We start from the raw sequence: 16,211 nt of genomic DNA, 5'->3' as shown, positions 1-16,211 counted from the left end.
GTGCCCGTCTGACGGCTTGGCGGGCGTCCCGCGTCCCCGGCCGCCCTCGGTCCGGTCTCGGCCCGGTGTCTCGTGGCGGGTGATCCGGGGGCTCGGGTTTCGTTCATGAAGGATTTGCCGCTAAACTTCTTCTCTTGGTGGCGCAGTGTGTCCCCGGGCGGTCGCCCGGGGGCGGGCTGGGTCCGAAGGGCACTAGCTCAATTGGCAGAGCAGCGGTCTCCAAAACCGCAGGTTGGGGGTTCAAGTCCCTCGTGCCCTGCAAGGGCGCGTTCCGTGCGATGGGTTCGATCGGGCCATGCGGTGCGGTACGTGCCCTCCATGGTCGGTGGGCCTGCAGGCTCGCAGACAACGCAGGGGCGTCCACGTCCCGGTACCAGCGAGAGCGCCTGCCGGTGCTCCCGGGAAAGACTCGAACAGGGGCAGTACGTGGCCGAAGAGACCAAGCGCGCGGACGAGGCCGCCGACGCCGACGAGCGCGCGTCCCAGGATGAGCTCGCGACGACCCGTGACGCCGAGACACGGAAGGACGCCCCGGCGAGGGGAAAGCGTTCCGGGAAACCGAGGCGCCATCTCGCGCAGGACGAGGACGCGGCCCCCGTGAAGACCATCGAGCGCAAGCACACGACGGCGCCGACGCGGCGTACCGGAACGGCGAAGAAGAAGCCGACGGAGGCCGCCAAGCGTGGCCGCACCACCCCGTGGGCCTTCGCGAAGCAGTCCGTCGGCGAGCTGAAGAAGGTCATCTGGCCCAGTGGCCAGGAGGTCAGCCAGTACTTCGTCGTCGTGCTCGTGTTCGTCGTGTTCATCATGGCGATCGTCGCGGGCCTCGATTTCGGTTTCACGAAACTACTGCTGAAGCTGTTCGGCTGAGGACCAGGAGGAGACACACGTGACTGACGTTCCCGAGGACGATTTCACTGCACCCGCCGACGACATCCAGATCGATCTCGGCTCCCTCGAGGAGTCCGAGGAGTCCAGCGCTTCCGAGATCAACCTCGATTTCGACGACTTCTCGTCCGAGGCCCCCGACGACGTCCAGATCGACCTCGACGCCGTGGACGACGAGGCCGAGCAGCCCGACCAGGCCACCGAGGACGACGAGGCGGGCGAGCCCGTCGCCGAGAGCGGCGACGTCGACGAGGCTCTCGCCAAGGCCCTCGAGGAACTCCATGACGAGCTCGTGGTCAAGCCCGGCGACTGGTTCGTCGTGCACACCTACTCGGGCATGGAGAACCGGGTCAAGCAGAACATCGACAACCGCGTGAAGTCGCTCAACATGGAGGACTTCATCTACGAGACCATCGTTCCCACCGAGGACGCGGTCGAGATGCGCAACGGTCAGAAGAAGAACGTCACCCGTACCTACATGCCCGGGTACGTGCTCGTGCGCATGGAGATGACCGACGAGAGCTGGGGCACCGTGCGGCACACCCCATCGGTGACCGGTTTCGTCGGCAACGCGCAGGAACCCACACCTCTGAGCCTGTCCGAGGTCGAGAACATGTTGACGCCCTCGGTCGTCGCCAGGTTGAACGCCGAGAACCGGGCCACGCCCCGTGGCTCCCGCGCCAAGGTCGAGGTCGTCGACTACGCCGTGGGCGACCAGGTCATGGTCATCGACGGCCCCTTCGCCGGGGTCCACGCCACGATCACCGAGATCAACACGCACAATCAGCGCTTGAAGGCCAACGTCGAGATCCTCGGCCGTGAGACGCCAGTAGACTTGACCTTCCCGCAGATCCAGAAGGCCATGGGCTGAGGACCTGCACGGCCCACCGCGGGCCGGGGCGGCAGGGCGCCCAGTACACACACGCGTGCGCAGTCCCTTGCGCTGTGCGCGGCAAACCAGCAGAGAAGGACCCACGACATGCCTCCCAAGAAGAAGGTAGCGGCGATCGTCAAGATCGCCATTCAGGCTGGTTCAGCGACCCCCGCGCCTCCCGTCGGCACCGCCCTCGGCCCGCACGGCGTCAACATCATGGAGTTCGTCAAGGCGTACAACGCCAAGACGGAGGCCATGCGCGGAACCATCGTCCCCGCCGAGATCACGATCTACGAGGATCGCACCTTCACCTTCATCACGAAGACCCCGCCGGCCGCCGAACTCATCAAGAAGGCCGCCGGCGTCCAGAAGGGTTCGGGCAAGCCCGACACGGAGAAGGTCGGCACCATCACGTCCGACCAGGTGCGCGAGATCGCCCAGACCAAGATGCCCGACCTCAATGCCAATGACATCGAGGCCGCCATGAACATCGTCGCCGGAACCGCTCGTTCCATGGGCGTCGTCGTTCAGTGACTCCCCGTGACGTCGGTGGACGTCACCTCTTGAACACCTGGAAGGGGTGTGCTCCCCTCACCAGAACTGGTGGATCAGCTCACGAGGCTGACGGAAAGGAACCAGCATGAAGCACTCAAAGCGTTACGCCGCCGACGCTCAGCTGCGCGACGGCAACCAGCTGTACTCGCCCGATGAGGCCCTGGCCATCATCAAGCAGTACAAGCCCGGCAACTTCGATGAGACCGTTGAGGTCTCCATGCGCCTCGGGGTCGACCCCCGCAAGGCCGATCAGATGGTCCGCGGCACGGTCAACCTGCCGCATGGCACGGGCAAGACGGCGAGGGTCCTCGTCTTCGCCCAGGGTGCCAAGGCCGACGAGGCCATTGCCGCCGGCGCCGACGAGGTCGGTGCGGACGAGCTCATCGCCCGGGTCGCCGATGGCTACCTCGACTTCGACGCCGTCGTCGCGACGCCGGACCTCATGGGCAAGGTCGGCCGTCTCGGTCGAGTGCTCGGCCCGCGTGGCCTCATGCCGAACCCGAAGACCGGCACCGTGACCATGGACGTCACCAAGGCGGTCTCCGACATCAAGGGAGGCAAGATCGAGTTCCGCGTCGACCGGCATGCGAACCTGCAGTTCGTCATCGGCAAGTTGAGCTTCGACAAGGAGGCCCTGCTGGCCAACTACAAGGCTGCCGCGGATGAGGTCTACCGCCTCAAGCCGAGCACCGCCAAGGGTCGCTACGTGCGCAAGGTCACGTTCTCGACCACGATGGGCCCCGGCGTCCAGATCGACCCGGCCGCCGCTCGCCCCGCCGAGTGAGCAAGCCCCCGGCTGTCCGGTGCAGGATGGGGCCGACCCCGCGGGGTCGGCCCCATCCTGCATCCAGGGCCGGGCGCGGGTTTGGACCATCGGGATTCGGCGAGTATGATCAACCGGGCCGAAGACCGCTGGTGGATCTCCACAATGCCTTCTCGTCGAGAAGGCGCCCGCGCAGGTGCTGCTCACGACATCGTCGATGCCGTGCCCCAGTACGTGCGTACCGGGGCTTTTTTGTTGCCCGGGCCGCCAGGGGCTTCGACACGAACGACGAAGTGGGAAGGAGACCCAATGGCGAGGCCAGACAAGGCGGCCACGGTCGAGCGCCTCTCCGCGCAGTTCGCGGAGAGCAACGCTGCCGTGCTGACCGAGTATCGCGGACTCACCGTCAAGGACCTCAAGGATTTGCGCAGGTCCCTTGGTGAGGACGCCACCTACGCCGTTGCGAAGAACACCCTGACCAAGCTCGCTGCTGCCAAGGCCGGCGTCGACGGACTCGACGACCAGCTTTCTGGCCCGACGGCCATCGCCTTCATCTCCGGTGATGTCGCCAACGTGGCGAAGGGTCTGCGTGACTTCGCGAAGGACAACCCGCTTCTGGTCATCAAGGGCGGCGTCATGGACGGAAAGGTCCTCGACGCCGACACGGTCAGGAGGCTCGCCGACCTGGAGTCGCGGGAGGTGCTGCTCGCCAAGCTGGCCGGCGGCATGAAGGCCTCCATGAGCAAGGCCGCTGCCCTGTTCACCGCCCCGCTCACGCAGGCCGCCCGGACCGTGGGCGCCCTTCAGGAGAAGGCGGCCCAGGATCCCACCGTCATCGGCGGGGCGGGAGGTCCCGCCGCAGACCAGGAGCACGACAACACTGCCGAGGACTCGGCACCCGACGCAGCAGACGCTGCGGCCACCACAGACGCGGCTGACGCTGCATCGAACGAGTAAGGAAGGACGCCCATTATGGCGAAGCTCAGCACTGAGGAGCTCCTTGAGCAGTTCAAGGACATGACTCTCATCGAACTGTCCGATTTCGTGAAGGCCTTCGAGGAGGCCTTCGACGTCAAGGCGGCCGCCCCCGTGGCCGTCGCAGCAGCCCCGGCGGCCGGTGCCGCCGGTGCCGATGCCGGTGAGGCCGCCGCCGACGACAGCGCCGCCGAGGTTGACGTCGTCCTCGAGGCCGCCGGCGACAAGAAGATCCAGGTCATCAAGGAGGTCCGCGCACTGACGAACCTCGGCCTCAAGGATGCCAAGGACCTCGTCGAGGCGGCCCCGAAGGTGCTCCTCGAGAAGGTCGCCAAGGATGCCGCCGACCAGGCCAAGGAGAAGCTCGAGGCCGCCGGCGCCACCGTCTCCTTCAAGTGAGACACCGCATGGTCCTGGTGGCTCACTGAGCGTCAGTGACCCGAAGCGGGCACCGCCCCTCAAGGGGGCCGGTGCCCGCTTCGTTTTCGGGCCGCCAGAGGCCCTGTGTCGACCGGCTTTCGCTCAGGAGTGTTCCTGGCGCGAACGGGCCGGTACGGTGTAAGAGTTCTGGACGAGTCAGGAGCAGTGAGGAGGACCGGCGGTGAACCCAGCACGGGGCCCCCGCAGCCGCAGCGAGATCGTCCGCTGGGCTGCCATCGGTGTGGCGGTGCTCCTCGTCGCCGTGCTGTTCACGCTCGGCGTGGGCCTCTCACAGGACGACGAGCAGCCCGAGGGCCTGGCCATCGGTGCCGGCTCAGAATCGGTCCGTGCGGTCTCCACGCCGGCTGCGACGACCTCCGGCTCGTCCATGTCAACCGATGCCCAGGCCTACAGTCGGCTGTCCAGCCACGCCGACGCCGGCTGGGCGAGCATCCAGCCGGTGCAGGGCCAGTGGGCTGTTCAGGTGGGGAGCCATGTCGTGCTGTCGCCGAACCAGCCGGCCGCACGCCCCAGCGGCAAGGCGACCGTCGACTCGGCCCCGATCGTCCTGGCCGAGTACGAGGCACTCAGTGATCGGTTCGCCTTCGGCGGCACCCAGGTGCTCCTCGTTCGCAGGTCCGCATACGGCCCGGCGGTCACCGACGACCAGTTCATCTTCGTCGCCCTCGTCCTCGATGATTTTGGTTCGGTCGAGGACGCCCAGCAATGGTGCGACCAGCACTACTCGAACCTCGCGGAGGGCGCCAACCGAGACGCGGCCTGTTCACCCGCCCAGCTGCAGCGAAGGTGACCGCAGCGACTCTATATTGAGAATCATTTTTATTTATGCTAGTGTCATGAGCGGTCTCGTCGCCATGGGCGGGCCGGGGCGAGACAGGCGATCGCCCCGGCCCGTCTCGACGTTCGGACGGGTGCCGCGGTCGCGGGACGGCGCGGATGAGTCTCTCAGTGGGGTTCTACTTCCAGCCGGTTCTCAATATGGTGAGGTCACTGGTGCGGTTCGCCATGGGTGAATCGTCGTAAGAGGGAATCCGGTGTGAGTCCGGAGCTGTCCCGCAGCGGTCAGTGGGAACGATGCCGCATCGAGCGCACTGGGCACGGTCGCCTGGTAAGCGGCGGCGGAGGAACCCGGCGTCGTCCGGAACGCCCATGAGCCCGAAGACCTGCCAGTGCGGCGGCCGACCGCTTCCTCGTCCTCAACAGGGGACGTCCGGCTCACCCGCGACCGGGGAATCGGGCTGCTCGTCATCACCCACAGTCCGCCGCTGGCGAAGCGGTTGTGCGATGACATCGTTCACCTCGACCGGCTCAACGCGATGCGGTGACCGGCCCACGCGGCGGCGCGCCGCGGCTTGCCCGTACGGGGCACGTGCGTATGATCTGGGGTGTGGTCCGGTTCGGTCGGTCTCTGCGGCGAGACCGACAGGGCGATCGGTGTGATGACCTCTGGCGTGAGCTTGCCCTTCTGACGGATCTGGTCTATAGTTCGTAGTTGCTTATCGCCATATGGACGACCCGTTTCGACGCGGGCCGTTTTGCATGCAAAGAACCTAGCGAGTTCTTGGAAGGACCACACCTTGGCCGCCTCGCGCAATGCGTTGAAGAATACTGATGTCGTCTCCAGCAGCGGACGAATCTCCTTCGCGAAGATTCAGGAGCCCCTGGAGGTCCCCAACCTGCTCGATCTGCAGGTGAAATCGTTTAACTGGCTCGTCGGCAACGACGTCTGGCAGCGTGAGGTGGATGAAGCCCTGGCTGCCGGGCGCACCAGTGTCAACACCAAGTCCGGACTCGAGGAGATCTTCGAGGAGATCTCCCCGATCGAGGACTTCTCCCAGACGATGTCGCTGAGCTTCCGTGACCATCGTTTCGAGGAGCCCAAGTACACCATCGACGAGTGCAAGGACCGTGACGCCACCTACGCCGCGCCGCTGTTCGTCACCGCCGAGTTCATGAACAACGACACGGGCGAGATCAAGAGCCAGACCGTGTTCATCGGCGACTTCCCCCTGATGACCGACAAGGGTACCTTCATCATCACCGGGACTGAGCGCGTCGTCGTCTCCCAGCTCGTGCGCTCCCCGGGCGTCTACTTCGAGCAGACCCCTGACAAGACCAGCGACAAGGACATCTTCACCTGCAAGGTGATCCCCTCCCGCGGTGCGTGGCTCGAGTTCGAGATCGACAAGCGCGACACCGTCGGCGTCCGTCTCGACCGCAAGCGCAAGCAGAACGTCACCGTCCTGCTCAAGGCGCTGGGCTGGACCGAGGAGCAGATCCTCGAGGAGTTCGGCGAGCACGAGTCCATCCGGATGACGATGGAGAAGGACCACGTCACCACCCAGGGCGAGGCGCTCCTCGACATCTACCGCAAGCTCCGCCCCGGCGAGCCGCCGAGCCGCGACGCCGCCCAGACGCTGCTGGAGAACTTCTACTTCAACCCCAAGCGTTACGACACCGCGAAGGTGGGCCGCTACAAGATCAACAAGAAGCTCGGCCTGAACCTGCCCTTCGACCAGCAGGTGCTGACGATCGACGACATCAAGGCCGCGATCCACTACATCTGCGCCCTGCACGAGGGCCGCACCGAGCTCGACGGCGGTCTCCTCGTCGAGGCGGACGACATCGACCACTTCGGCAATCGCCGCCTGCGCACCGTGGGCGAGCTCATCCAGAACCAGCTCCGCACCGGCCTGGGCAGGATGGAGCGCGTCGTGCGTGACCGCATGACCACGCAGGACATCGAGGCCATCACGCCCCAGACCCTGATCAACGTGCGCCCGGTCACCGCCGCGCTCAAGGAGTTCTTCGGCACCAGCCAGCTCTCGCAGTTCATGGACCAGAACAACCCGCTGGCCGAGATGACGCACAAGCGCCGCCTGTCGGCCCTCGGCCCCGGCGGCCTCTCCCGCGACCGCGCCGGCATGGAGGTCCGCGACGTCCACCCGAGCCACTACGGCCGGATGTGCCCGATCGAGACCCCTGAGGGGCCGAACATCGGCCTCATCGGCTCGCTGGCCTCGTTCGCCAGGGTCAACGCCTTCGGCTTCATCGAGACGCCGTACCGCAAGGTCGTCGACGGCGTGGTCACCGACGACGTCGACTACCTGACCGCGGACGAGGAGGACCGGCACATCATCGCCCAGGCCAATGCCGGGGTCGATGCGGACGGCCGCTTCGTCGAGGACCGCGTCCTGGTGCGCAAGCGCCACGGCGAGGTCGACCTGCTCCCGCGCGACGAGGTCGACTACATGGACGTCTCCCCGCGCCAGATGGTGTCGGTCGGCTCGGCCCTCATCCCGTTCCTCGAGCACGACGACTCCTCCCGGGCCCTCATGGGCGCCAACATGCAGCGCCAGGCCGTTCCGCTGGTGCGCAACGAGGCCCCCTTCGTCGGCACCGGCATGGAGTACCGCACGGCCATCGACGTCGGCGAGGTCACCTGCGCCTCAAAGCCCGGCACGGTGACCTCCGTCACCGGCGACCTCATCGACATCGCCTGCGACGACGGCACCTACCAGACGTTCAAGCTCGAGAAGTTCCAGCGCTCCAACGCCGGCACCTGCGTCAACCAGCGTCCGGTCGTCGTGCCCGGGCAGCACGTCGAGAAGGGCACGCCCCTGGCCGACGGTCCCTGCACCGACCAGGGCGAGCTCGCCCTGGGGCGCAACCTGCTGGCCGCCTTCATGCCGTGGAACGGCCTGAATTACGAGGACGCCATCATCCTGTCCGAACGGGTCGTGTCCGAGGACATCCTCACCTCGATCCACATCGAGGAGCACGAGGTCGACGCCCGCGACACCAAGCTCGGGCCCGAGGAGATCACCCGCGACATCCCGAACGTGTCCGACGACATGGTCGCCAACCTCGACGAGCGCGGCATCATCCGCATCGGCGCCGAGGTCCGGACCGGGGACATCCTCGTCGGCAAGGTCACCCCCAAGGGCGAGACCGAGCTGACCCCCGAGGAGCGTCTGCTGCGCGCCATCTTCGGCGAGAAGGCCCGCGAGGTCCGCGACACCTCGATGAAGGTCCCGCACGGCGAGGAGGGCACCGTCATCGGTGTGCGCATCTTCGACCGCGAGGACTCCGACGAGTTGCCGCCCGGCGTCAACCAGATGGTCCGCGTCTACGTCGCGCAGAAGCGCAAGGTGCAGGTGGGTGACAAGCTCGCCGGCCGGCACGGCAACAAGGGCGTCATCTCCAAGATCCTCCCGGTCGAGGACATGCCCTTCATGGCCGATGGCACCCCGGTCGACATCATCCTGAACCCGCTCGGCGTGCCCTCCCGCATGAACCTCGGCCAGGTGCTCGAGATGCACCTCGGCTGGGTGGCCCACTCGGGCTGGGACATCGGCGACTGCGACGATCCCTGGGCCCAGCGGCTGCGCGAGGTCGGACTCGAGCACGTCGCCGGCAATGCCCGCCTGGCCACCCCGGTGTTCGACGGCGCCAACGAGGCCGAGATCTCGGGGCTGCTGGCCAACGGCCTGCCCAACCGCGACGGCGACATGGTCGTCGACAGCGACGGCAAGGCGACCCTCTTCGACGGGCGTTCCGGCGAGCCCTTCCCCGAGAAGGTGGGCGTCGGGTACATGTACATGCTGAAGCTGCATCACCTGGTCGACGACAAGATCCATGCCCGCTCCACCGGCCCGTACTCGATGATCACGCAGCAGCCCCTGGGCGGCAAGGCCCAGTTCGGCGGCCAGCGGTTCGGCGAGATGGAGGTGTGGGCCCTCGAGGCCTATGGCGCCGCCTGGGCCCTTCAGGAGATGCTCACCATCAAGTCCGACGACGTCGCCGGCCGCGTCAAGGTCTACGAGGCCATCGTCAAGGGCGAGAACATCCCGGAGCCCGGCATCCCCGAGGGCTTCAAGGTCCTCGTCAAGGAGATGCAGTCGCTGTGCCTGAACGTCGAGGTCCTCGGCGTCGACGGCCAGGTCATCGACCTGCGCGACACGGAGGACGACTTCCGCTCCGCCGACGACCTGGGCATCGACCTCTCCCGCCGGCCCGGCGCCGACTCGTACAAGCTGGAGTCCGAGGCCTGACGCCTTCCGGCGTCGGGCTCCGGCCCGTCCCACGACCACTGGATCCACAGTTTTGACCGCCTGCCGGAGGCAGGGGAAAGAGAACCAACGTGCTGGACGTCAACACCTACGACACGCTTCAGATCGGCCTGGCCACGGCCGACCAGATTCGTGAGTGGTCCCACGGCGAGGTGAAGAAGCCCGAGACGATCAACTACCGCACGCTCAAACCCGAGCGCGACGGCCTGTTCTGCGAGAAGATCTTCGGGCCCACCCGCGACTGGGAGTGCTACTGCGGCAAGTACAAGCGTGTGCGCTTCAAGGGCATCGTCTGCGAGCGGTGCGGTGTGGAGGTCACCCGCTCCAACGTGCGTCGCGAACGCATGGGCCACATCGAGCTGCGCGCCCCCGTCACCCACATCTGGTACTTCAAGGGCGTTCCCTCGCGCCTGGGCTATCTGCTCGACATCGCACCGAAGGACCTCGAGAAGGTCATCTACTTCGCCGCGTACATGGTCACCAGCGTCGACGAGGAGGCCCGCCACCGCGACCTGCCCTCCCTCGAGGCCAAGGTCGCCACCGAGCGGGGCCAGATCGAGCAGCGCCGCGAGGCCGACCTGGCCAAGCGCATGGCCAAGCTCGAGGAGGACCTCGCAACCCTCGAGAGCGAGGGTGCGGCGGCCGACGTCACGAAGAAGGTCAGGGACGCCGCCGAGAAGGAGCTCAAGACCATCCGCGACCGCGCCGGCCGCGAGATCGACCGCCTCGACGCGGTGTGGGAGCGCTTCAAGGGCCTGAAGGTGCAGGACCTCGAGGGCGACGAGGTGCTCTACCGCGAGATGAAGAACCGCTTCGGCAAGTACTTCGAGGGGTTCATGGGTGCCGAGGCGGTCAAGCGCCGCCTCGAGACCTTCGACCTGGAGGGTGAGGCCGAGAAGCTGCGCGAGATCATCAAGACCGGCCGGGGCCAGCGCAAGACGCGCGCCCTGAAGCGTCTCAAGGTGGTCAACGCCTTCCTCGAGAACGGCAACTCGCCCATGGGCATGGTGCTCGACGCCGTCCCGATCATCCCCCCCGACCTGCGCCCGATGGTGCAGCTGGACGGTGGCCGCTTCGCCACCAGCGACCTCAACGACCTCTACCGTCGCGTGATCAACCGCAACAACCGCCTTGGTCGTCTGCTCGACCTCGGCGCGCCCGAGATCATCGTGAACAACGAGAAGCGCATGCTCCAGGAGGCGGTCGACTCGCTGTTCGACAACGGGCGCCGTGGTCGTCCGGTCACCGGCCCGGGCAACCGTCCGCTCAAGTCGCTGTCCGACATGCTCAAGGGCAAGCAGGGGCGCTTCCGCCAGAACCTGCTCGGCAAGCGCGTCGACTACTCGGGCCGCTCGGTCATCGTCGTCGGCCCGCAGCTCAAGATGCACCAGTGCGGTCTGCCCAAGCAGATGGCGCTGGAGCTGTTCAAGCCCTTCGTCATGAAGCGTCTGGACGACCTGAACTATGCGCCGAACATCAAGAGCGCCAAGCGCATGGTCGAGCGTCAGCGCCCGCAGGTCTTCGATGTTCTCGACGAGGTCATCAAGGAGCACCCGGTGCTGCTCAACCGTGCACCGACGCTGCACCGACTCGGCATCCAGGCGTTCGAGCCCCAGCTGATCGAGGGCAAGGCCATTCAGCTGCACCCGCTCGTCTGCGCGGCCTTCAACGCCGACTTCGACGGCGACCAGATGGCCGTTCACCTGCCGCTGAGCGCGGAGGCGCAGGCCGAGGCCCGCATCCTCATGCTCAGCTCGAACAACATCCTGAAGCCCGCCGACGGCAAGCCGATCGCCCTGCCCAGCCACGAGATGATCATCGGCATGTACTACCTCACCCAGGACCTCGACGGCCTGCCCGGTGAGGGCCGTGCCTTCAGCTCCGAGGCCGAGGCCATCATGGCCAACGACCTCGGCCAGCTGGACCTGCGCGCCAAGTGCAAGATCAAGCTGACCGGGATCGTCCCGCCGCCCGCCCAGGCGGGGGCGATGCGAGAGGACGGCTCGATCATCCTCGACACGACCCTCGGCTCGGTGATCTTCAACCACGCGCTGCCCGACGACTACCCGTTCGTGGACTACCACGTGGGCAAGAAGCAGCTCTCGGCCCTGATCAACGATCTCGCCGTGAAGTTCCCGAGGCCCGTGGTCGTCGAGACCCTCGACAACCTCAAGGACCTCGGCTTCGAGTGGGGCACCCGCTCCGGCGTGACGGTCTCGATCGGCGACGTGCAGACGCCACCGGACAAGCCCGAGATCATGGCCACCTACGAGGCCAAGGCCGCCAAGATCGACAAGCTCTACGATCGCGGTGCCGTGACCGAGGAGGAGCGCCGCGGCGAACTCGTCCAGATCTGGAACGACGCGACGGCCGAGCTGACCAGCGCGATGGAGAAGAACTTCACCAGGACGAACCCGATCTACATGATGGTGAACTCCGGTGCCCGCGGCAACCTGACCCAGATGCGTCAGATCGCCGCGATGCGAGGCCTCGTGGCCAACCCGAAGGGCGACATCATCGAGCGGCCCATCAAGTCGAACTTCCGCGAGGGCCTGACGGTTCTGGAGTACTTCATCTCCACCCACGGCGGCCGGAAGGGTCAGGCGGACACCGCTCTGCGCACCGCCGATTCGGGCTACCTCACCCGCCGCCTGGTCGACGTCTCCCAGGACGTCGTCATCCGCGAGGAGGACTGCGGCACCGAACGCGGCCTGAACAAGGTCATCGCGACGGCGACCGAGGACGGCGCGCTGGTTCCGGCCAGGATGCTCGACACCTCCGTCTACGGCCGTGTCGCGGCCGTGGACGTCGTGACCGATTCCGGTGACGTCGTCATCGGTGCCGGCACGCTGTTCGAGGCGGCCAATGTCCGCGCCGCCATCGATGCCGGTATCACCTCCGTCAAGGTCCGCTCGGTGCTGACCTGCGAGGCCCACACCGGTGCCTGCGCGATGTGCTACGGCACGTCACTGGCCACCAACCGTCTCGTCGAGGTCGGCGAGGCGGTCGGCATCCAGGCCGCCCAGTCCATCGGTGAGCCCGGCACGCAGCTGACGATGCGCACCTTCCACACCGGTGGTGTGGCCGGCGACGACATCACGCAGGGCCTGCCGCGCGTGGTCGAGCTCTTCGAGGCCCGCACCCCGAAGGGCAAGGCCCCGATCGCCGAGGCCGACGGCCGCATCAGGATCGAGGAGACCGACCGCGGTCGCAAGCTGACGATCGTCCGCGACGACGGCGGGGCCGATGTCGAGTACACCCTGCCGCGTCGCGCCCGCCTCGAGTTCGAGGACTCGAACCGGGTGCGCCACGTGATCGCCGACGGCGTGCACGTCAGCGTGGGTGAGCAGCTCACCGGCGGCACGGTCGACCCCCAGGACGTGCTCCGCGTCCGTGGCGTCCGCCGGGTGCAGGAGCACCTGGTGGAGGAGGTCCAGAAGGTCTACGCCTCCCAGGGCTCGCCGATCCACGACAAGCACATCGAGATCGTCATCCGCCAGATGCTGCGTCGCGTGACCGTCATCGAATCGGGCGACACCCCGATGATGCCGGGTGAGCTCGTCGACCGGCAGACCTACGAGGCGGCCAACCGCACGGCGGTGGCCGAGGGCGGCCGTCCGGCGGAGGGACGCCCGGTGCTCATGGGCATCACGAAGGCCTCCCTGGCGACCGACTCCTGGCTGAGCGCGGCCTCCTTCCAGGAGACCACCAAGGTGCTCACCGATGCGTCCATCCAGGGCAAGTCGGATCACCTGGCCGGCCTGAAGGAGAACGTCATCCTCGGCAAGCTCATCCCGACCGGTACCGGACTGGAGCGCTACCGCAACATCCGGGTGGAGCCGACGGCCGAGGCCAAGGCCAACTCCTTCCAGATGAGCTACGACCCGTTCGACTACGACTTCGGCTCCGGCTCCGGTGCCGCTGTCCCGCTCGACGACCTGGACTTCGGCGATCTTCGCTGACCGGCCCATCAACACCGAGGGCGCCCCGCACACACGCGGGGCGCCCTCGCTGCGTTGTGGACCCGCTCGTGGCGGCGCACGACGCGGCCTTCGCCGGGGTCGTCCAGAGGGCAGAGGGCCTGTGGTCGTACCCAGCCCCTGATCCTGTGACAGGCTGTCGCCTCCCGAGGCGAGGAGTGCAAGGCCGTCTGACCAGCAAGAACGAAACGATCGCCGAGTCGACTGGCGAACCCTGAGACTGTTAGCCTAGGCTAACTCCCTGTGGGTTCTGTCGAGGACCTGTGAAGAACCGAGTCCTTCTCGAGGAATGGGGTGTTCGCCAGTGCATTCCGCGCAGCTGACAGCGATGGTGGACAGGCCGGCCGGCCTGCACCGCCTGCCCGTCGCCATCGGCGTGATCCTGCTCCTCGCGGTGCTGCTGCCGCTCAGCCGTCCGGCGACGGCCGTCGCCGAACCCGCGGGGCAGTGGACGACAGTGGCCCAGCAGATCAGTGACGAGCTCGATGCGGCGGCCGCCACCTTCCACGACGGCGACCAGGACGGCGCGAAGAACCAGGTCAGGGACACCCGCTACAAGACGTACGTGGGCTCTGGCTTCGAGGAGGCGCTCGGGGCGAAGTCGGGCGCCGACGTCAAGGACGCCGACATGGACTTCGCCCTGCTCATCCAGGCGATCAAGGACAACAACGGCACCGAGGTCGACAGCAGGGTCGACGAGCTCAAGAGACTCGTGACGGATGCGGCGCAGACCCTCGACGGCAACTCCCAACGGGCCGAGGACATGCCGATCAGTCCCGGCAAGTGGGGTCAGGTCGCCTCGACCATGATCGACCTGCTCAATCAGGGCAGGGACGCCTCGGCGGCCGGCGACCCGGACCGGGGCAAGGAACTCGTCAACGAGGCCTACTACGGGAACTACGAGACGACCGGTTTCGAGAAGGTCACCATGAGTCGCGTCTCCGGCGCCCGCGTGTCCACCATCGAGCTGGAGTTCGCCAACATCAAACGGGACATGACGGACCAGGACAACGACTCGGTCGCGACGCGAGTCGCCGAGCTCGAGGTCATGCTCATCCAGGACGCCAACACGCTCGACGGGTACGACCCGAGCACCGGGGCGACGAGCGAGGGGGGCGGCCTCACCCTGTTCCTCTCCGCCTTCCTCGTGATCCTGCGCGAGGGCCTGGAGGCCATCCTCGTGGTCGCCGCCGTGATGGCCTTCATGATCAAGGCCGGCCTGCGGCGCGAGTCGCGCGCCATCTGGGCGGGCGTGGCCCTCGCCGTGCTCATCTCGGGCGCCCTGGCGCTCCTGTTCCACTTCGTGACCGCGGCGGCCGGCTCCAACCAGGAACTGCTCGAGGGCGTCACGGCGCTGGTCGCCGTGGCCATGCTCATCTGGGTGTCGAACTGGATGATCGAGAACTCCGACCACGCCTCGTGGAAGAAGTACCTGCCGGGGTCGACCGAGAACGGCATCAGCCGCGCCTCACTGTTCTCCCTCGTGCTGGTCACCTTCGTCGCCGTGCTGCGCGAGGGCGCCGAGACGATCCTCTTCTACCAGCCGATCCTGGCGATGGCGGGCGACGACACCCACCTCGTGTGGCTCGGCCTGGCCGTCGGTGCGGTCTGCCTCGTCCTCGTCTACGTGGCGATCCGGTTCTTCAGCCTGCGCATCCCGCTGCGGCCCTTCTTCATCATCACGTCGATCTTCCTGGCGGCCATGGCCGTCGTCTTCACCGGCTCCGGCATCAAGGAGCTGCAGGAGGCCGACGTCCTGCCGTCGACGGCGATCGACGGGCTGCCCACGATCGACCTGCTGGGGATCTACCCGCGGGTTGAGAACCTGACCGGCCAGGCCGTGGTTCTCGTCATCATCGTTGCTCTCTACGTCATCGGATCCCGGCGTCAACGCCGTCGCGGCGGGGCGCCCGGTGACCGGGGCGAGCGGACAGCGGGTCAGACAACTGAATAGCACCGAATCCTCTCTACACAGGAGACATTTCATGTCCATGTCATTCAAGAAGGTAGGAAGCCTCATCGCCGCACTGGCGCTGGCCGGCTTCATGACCGGCTGCTCCGGCAGTTCGAGTTCCGACTCCAGTTCGGCGGCCGACACGAGCACCGCCGATGCCTCGGCCGCCGAGACCGCCGATGACAGTGGCGACGCCGGTTTCCAGGAGGAACCCGTCGGCGATGAGGTCTTCTCCGGCCCCCTCAAGATCGCAGCGGTCTACTTCCAGCCCGTCGAGATGACCCCGAAGATGGGTGTCGACGCCTCCCAGGCCGCCATGCACCTCGAGGCCGACATCACGGCCGTCGAGGACAACCAGCTCGGCTACGGCGCCGGCGACTTCGTCCCCGGCCTGACCGTCGAGTACGCCATCAAGGACGCCTCCGACAACGAGGTGCAGAGCGGCACCTTCATGACCATGAACGCCTCGGACGGCCCGCACTACGGCCTCAACCTGCCCGAGCTGGCCGCCGGCGACTACACGCTCGAGATCACCATCCACTCCCCGGAGGAGAACGGCTGGATGCTGCACACCGACGACGAGACCGGCGTCGAGGGGCGCTTCTGGACCGAACCGATCGTCGCGACCTTCCCCGACTGGCACTGGGACCCCGAGGCCGTGTGGTGGTGACCGGCCCCTCGGCTACCGATCAGCTGATCCGGTGCCTAT

Annotated in this window: 11 protein-coding genes, 1 tRNA gene and 1 riboswitch; all 12 genes read left to right on the top strand. The window is 66.9% G+C overall.

Annotated elements, in window-relative coordinates; all coding sequences use genetic code 11:
• Positions 1–186 precede the first annotated feature (186 nt).
• The 12 genes from PROPJV5_RS08495 to PROPJV5_RS08435 all read left to right on the top strand — a co-directional run bounded on the left by PROPJV5_RS08495 (position 187) and on the right by PROPJV5_RS08435 (position 16,172).
• Positions 187–259, top strand: a tRNA-Trp gene (locus PROPJV5_RS08495).
• A gap of 167 nt (positions 260–426) precedes the next feature.
• Positions 427–870, top strand: a complete 444-nt coding sequence (gene secE, locus PROPJV5_RS08490) for a preprotein translocase subunit SecE (protein ID WP_182858651.1) — start codon at positions 427–429, stop codon at positions 868–870.
• Positions 871–889: 19 nt separating this feature from the next.
• Positions 890–1,759 carry a transcription termination/antitermination protein NusG gene (gene nusG, locus PROPJV5_RS08485; protein WP_119715927.1) on the top strand — a complete coding sequence of 290 codons (870 nt, stop codon included), beginning with the start codon at positions 890–892 and terminating at the stop codon, positions 1,757–1,759.
• A gap of 108 nt (positions 1,760–1,867) precedes the next feature.
• Positions 1,868–2,296, top strand: coding sequence for a 50S ribosomal protein L11 (gene rplK / locus PROPJV5_RS08480; protein ID WP_119715926.1), 429 nt, complete (start codon positions 1,868–1,870; stop codon positions 2,294–2,296).
• A gap of 106 nt (positions 2,297–2,402) precedes the next feature.
• Positions 2,403–3,101, top strand: coding sequence for a 50S ribosomal protein L1 (gene rplA, locus PROPJV5_RS08475; RefSeq protein WP_119715925.1), 699 nt, complete (start codon positions 2,403–2,405; stop codon positions 3,099–3,101).
• Positions 3,102–3,389: 288 nt separating this feature from the next.
• The gene (rplJ, locus tag PROPJV5_RS08470) at positions 3,390–4,037 is read left to right on the top strand and encodes a 50S ribosomal protein L10 (protein WP_119715924.1); all 648 of its coding nucleotides are present in this window, start codon (positions 3,390–3,392) and stop codon (positions 4,035–4,037) included.
• 15 nt (positions 4,038–4,052) lie between these two features.
• Positions 4,053–4,454, top strand: a complete 402-nt coding sequence (gene rplL, locus PROPJV5_RS08465) for a 50S ribosomal protein L7/L12 (protein WP_119715923.1) — start codon at positions 4,053–4,055, stop codon at positions 4,452–4,454.
• Between the two features lie 202 nt (positions 4,455–4,656).
• Positions 4,657–5,286 carry a hypothetical protein gene (locus tag PROPJV5_RS08460; RefSeq protein WP_119715922.1) on the top strand — a complete coding sequence of 210 codons (630 nt, stop codon included), beginning with the start codon at positions 4,657–4,659 and terminating at the stop codon, positions 5,284–5,286.
• Positions 5,287–5,470: 184 nt separating this feature from the next.
• A riboswitch (cobalamin riboswitch) is annotated at positions 5,471–5,681 on the top strand.
• A 392-nt stretch (positions 5,682–6,073) separates the two neighbouring features.
• On the top strand, positions 6,074–9,550 hold the full coding sequence (gene rpoB, locus PROPJV5_RS08450; protein WP_182858650.1) for a DNA-directed RNA polymerase subunit beta: 3,477 nt from the start codon (positions 6,074–6,076) through the stop codon (positions 9,548–9,550).
• A gap of 89 nt (positions 9,551–9,639) precedes the next feature.
• Complete coding sequence (locus PROPJV5_RS08445) at positions 9,640–13,530, top strand: DNA-directed RNA polymerase subunit beta' (RefSeq protein ID WP_119715920.1); 3,891 nt, start codon at positions 9,640–9,642, stop codon at positions 13,528–13,530.
• Between the two features lie 346 nt (positions 13,531–13,876).
• Complete coding sequence (locus PROPJV5_RS08440) at positions 13,877–15,502, top strand: FTR1 family iron permease (protein WP_119715919.1); 1,626 nt, start codon at positions 13,877–13,879, stop codon at positions 15,500–15,502.
• A 31-nt stretch (positions 15,503–15,533) separates the two neighbouring features.
• Entirely contained in the window at positions 15,534–16,172 is a 639-nt protein-coding gene (locus PROPJV5_RS08435; RefSeq protein ID WP_119715918.1) for an iron transporter, read from the top strand.
• Positions 16,173–16,211: the final 39 nt, after the last annotated feature.

This window comes from Propionibacterium ruminifibrarum (genome assembly GCF_900289195.1).
Taxonomy (GTDB): Bacteria; Actinomycetota; Actinomycetes; order Propionibacteriales; family Propionibacteriaceae; genus Propionibacterium; species Propionibacterium ruminifibrarum.
The sequence above is the reverse complement of the archived record's forward strand: the minus strand, read 5'-3'. Positions and strand labels throughout refer to the sequence as shown.

Excerpts from the sequence above, each read along its gene's own strand:
- PROPJV5_RS08435 (WP_119715918.1), top strand. The coding sequence starts at position 15,534 with ATGTCCATGTCATTCAAGAAGGTAGGAAGCCTCATCGCCGCACTGGCG.
- PROPJV5_RS08440 (WP_119715919.1), top strand. The coding sequence starts at position 13,877 with ATGGTGGACAGGCCGGCCGGCCTGCACCGCCTGCCCGTCGCCATCGGC.
- rplJ (WP_119715924.1), top strand. The coding sequence starts at position 3,390 with ATGGCGAGGCCAGACAAGGCGGCCACGGTCGAGCGCCTCTCCGCGCAG.
- rplK (WP_119715926.1), top strand. The coding sequence starts at position 1,868 with ATGCCTCCCAAGAAGAAGGTAGCGGCGATCGTCAAGATCGCCATTCAG.
- rplA (WP_119715925.1), top strand. The coding sequence starts at position 2,403 with ATGAAGCACTCAAAGCGTTACGCCGCCGACGCTCAGCTGCGCGACGGC.
- rplL (WP_119715923.1), top strand. The coding sequence starts at position 4,053 with ATGGCGAAGCTCAGCACTGAGGAGCTCCTTGAGCAGTTCAAGGACATG.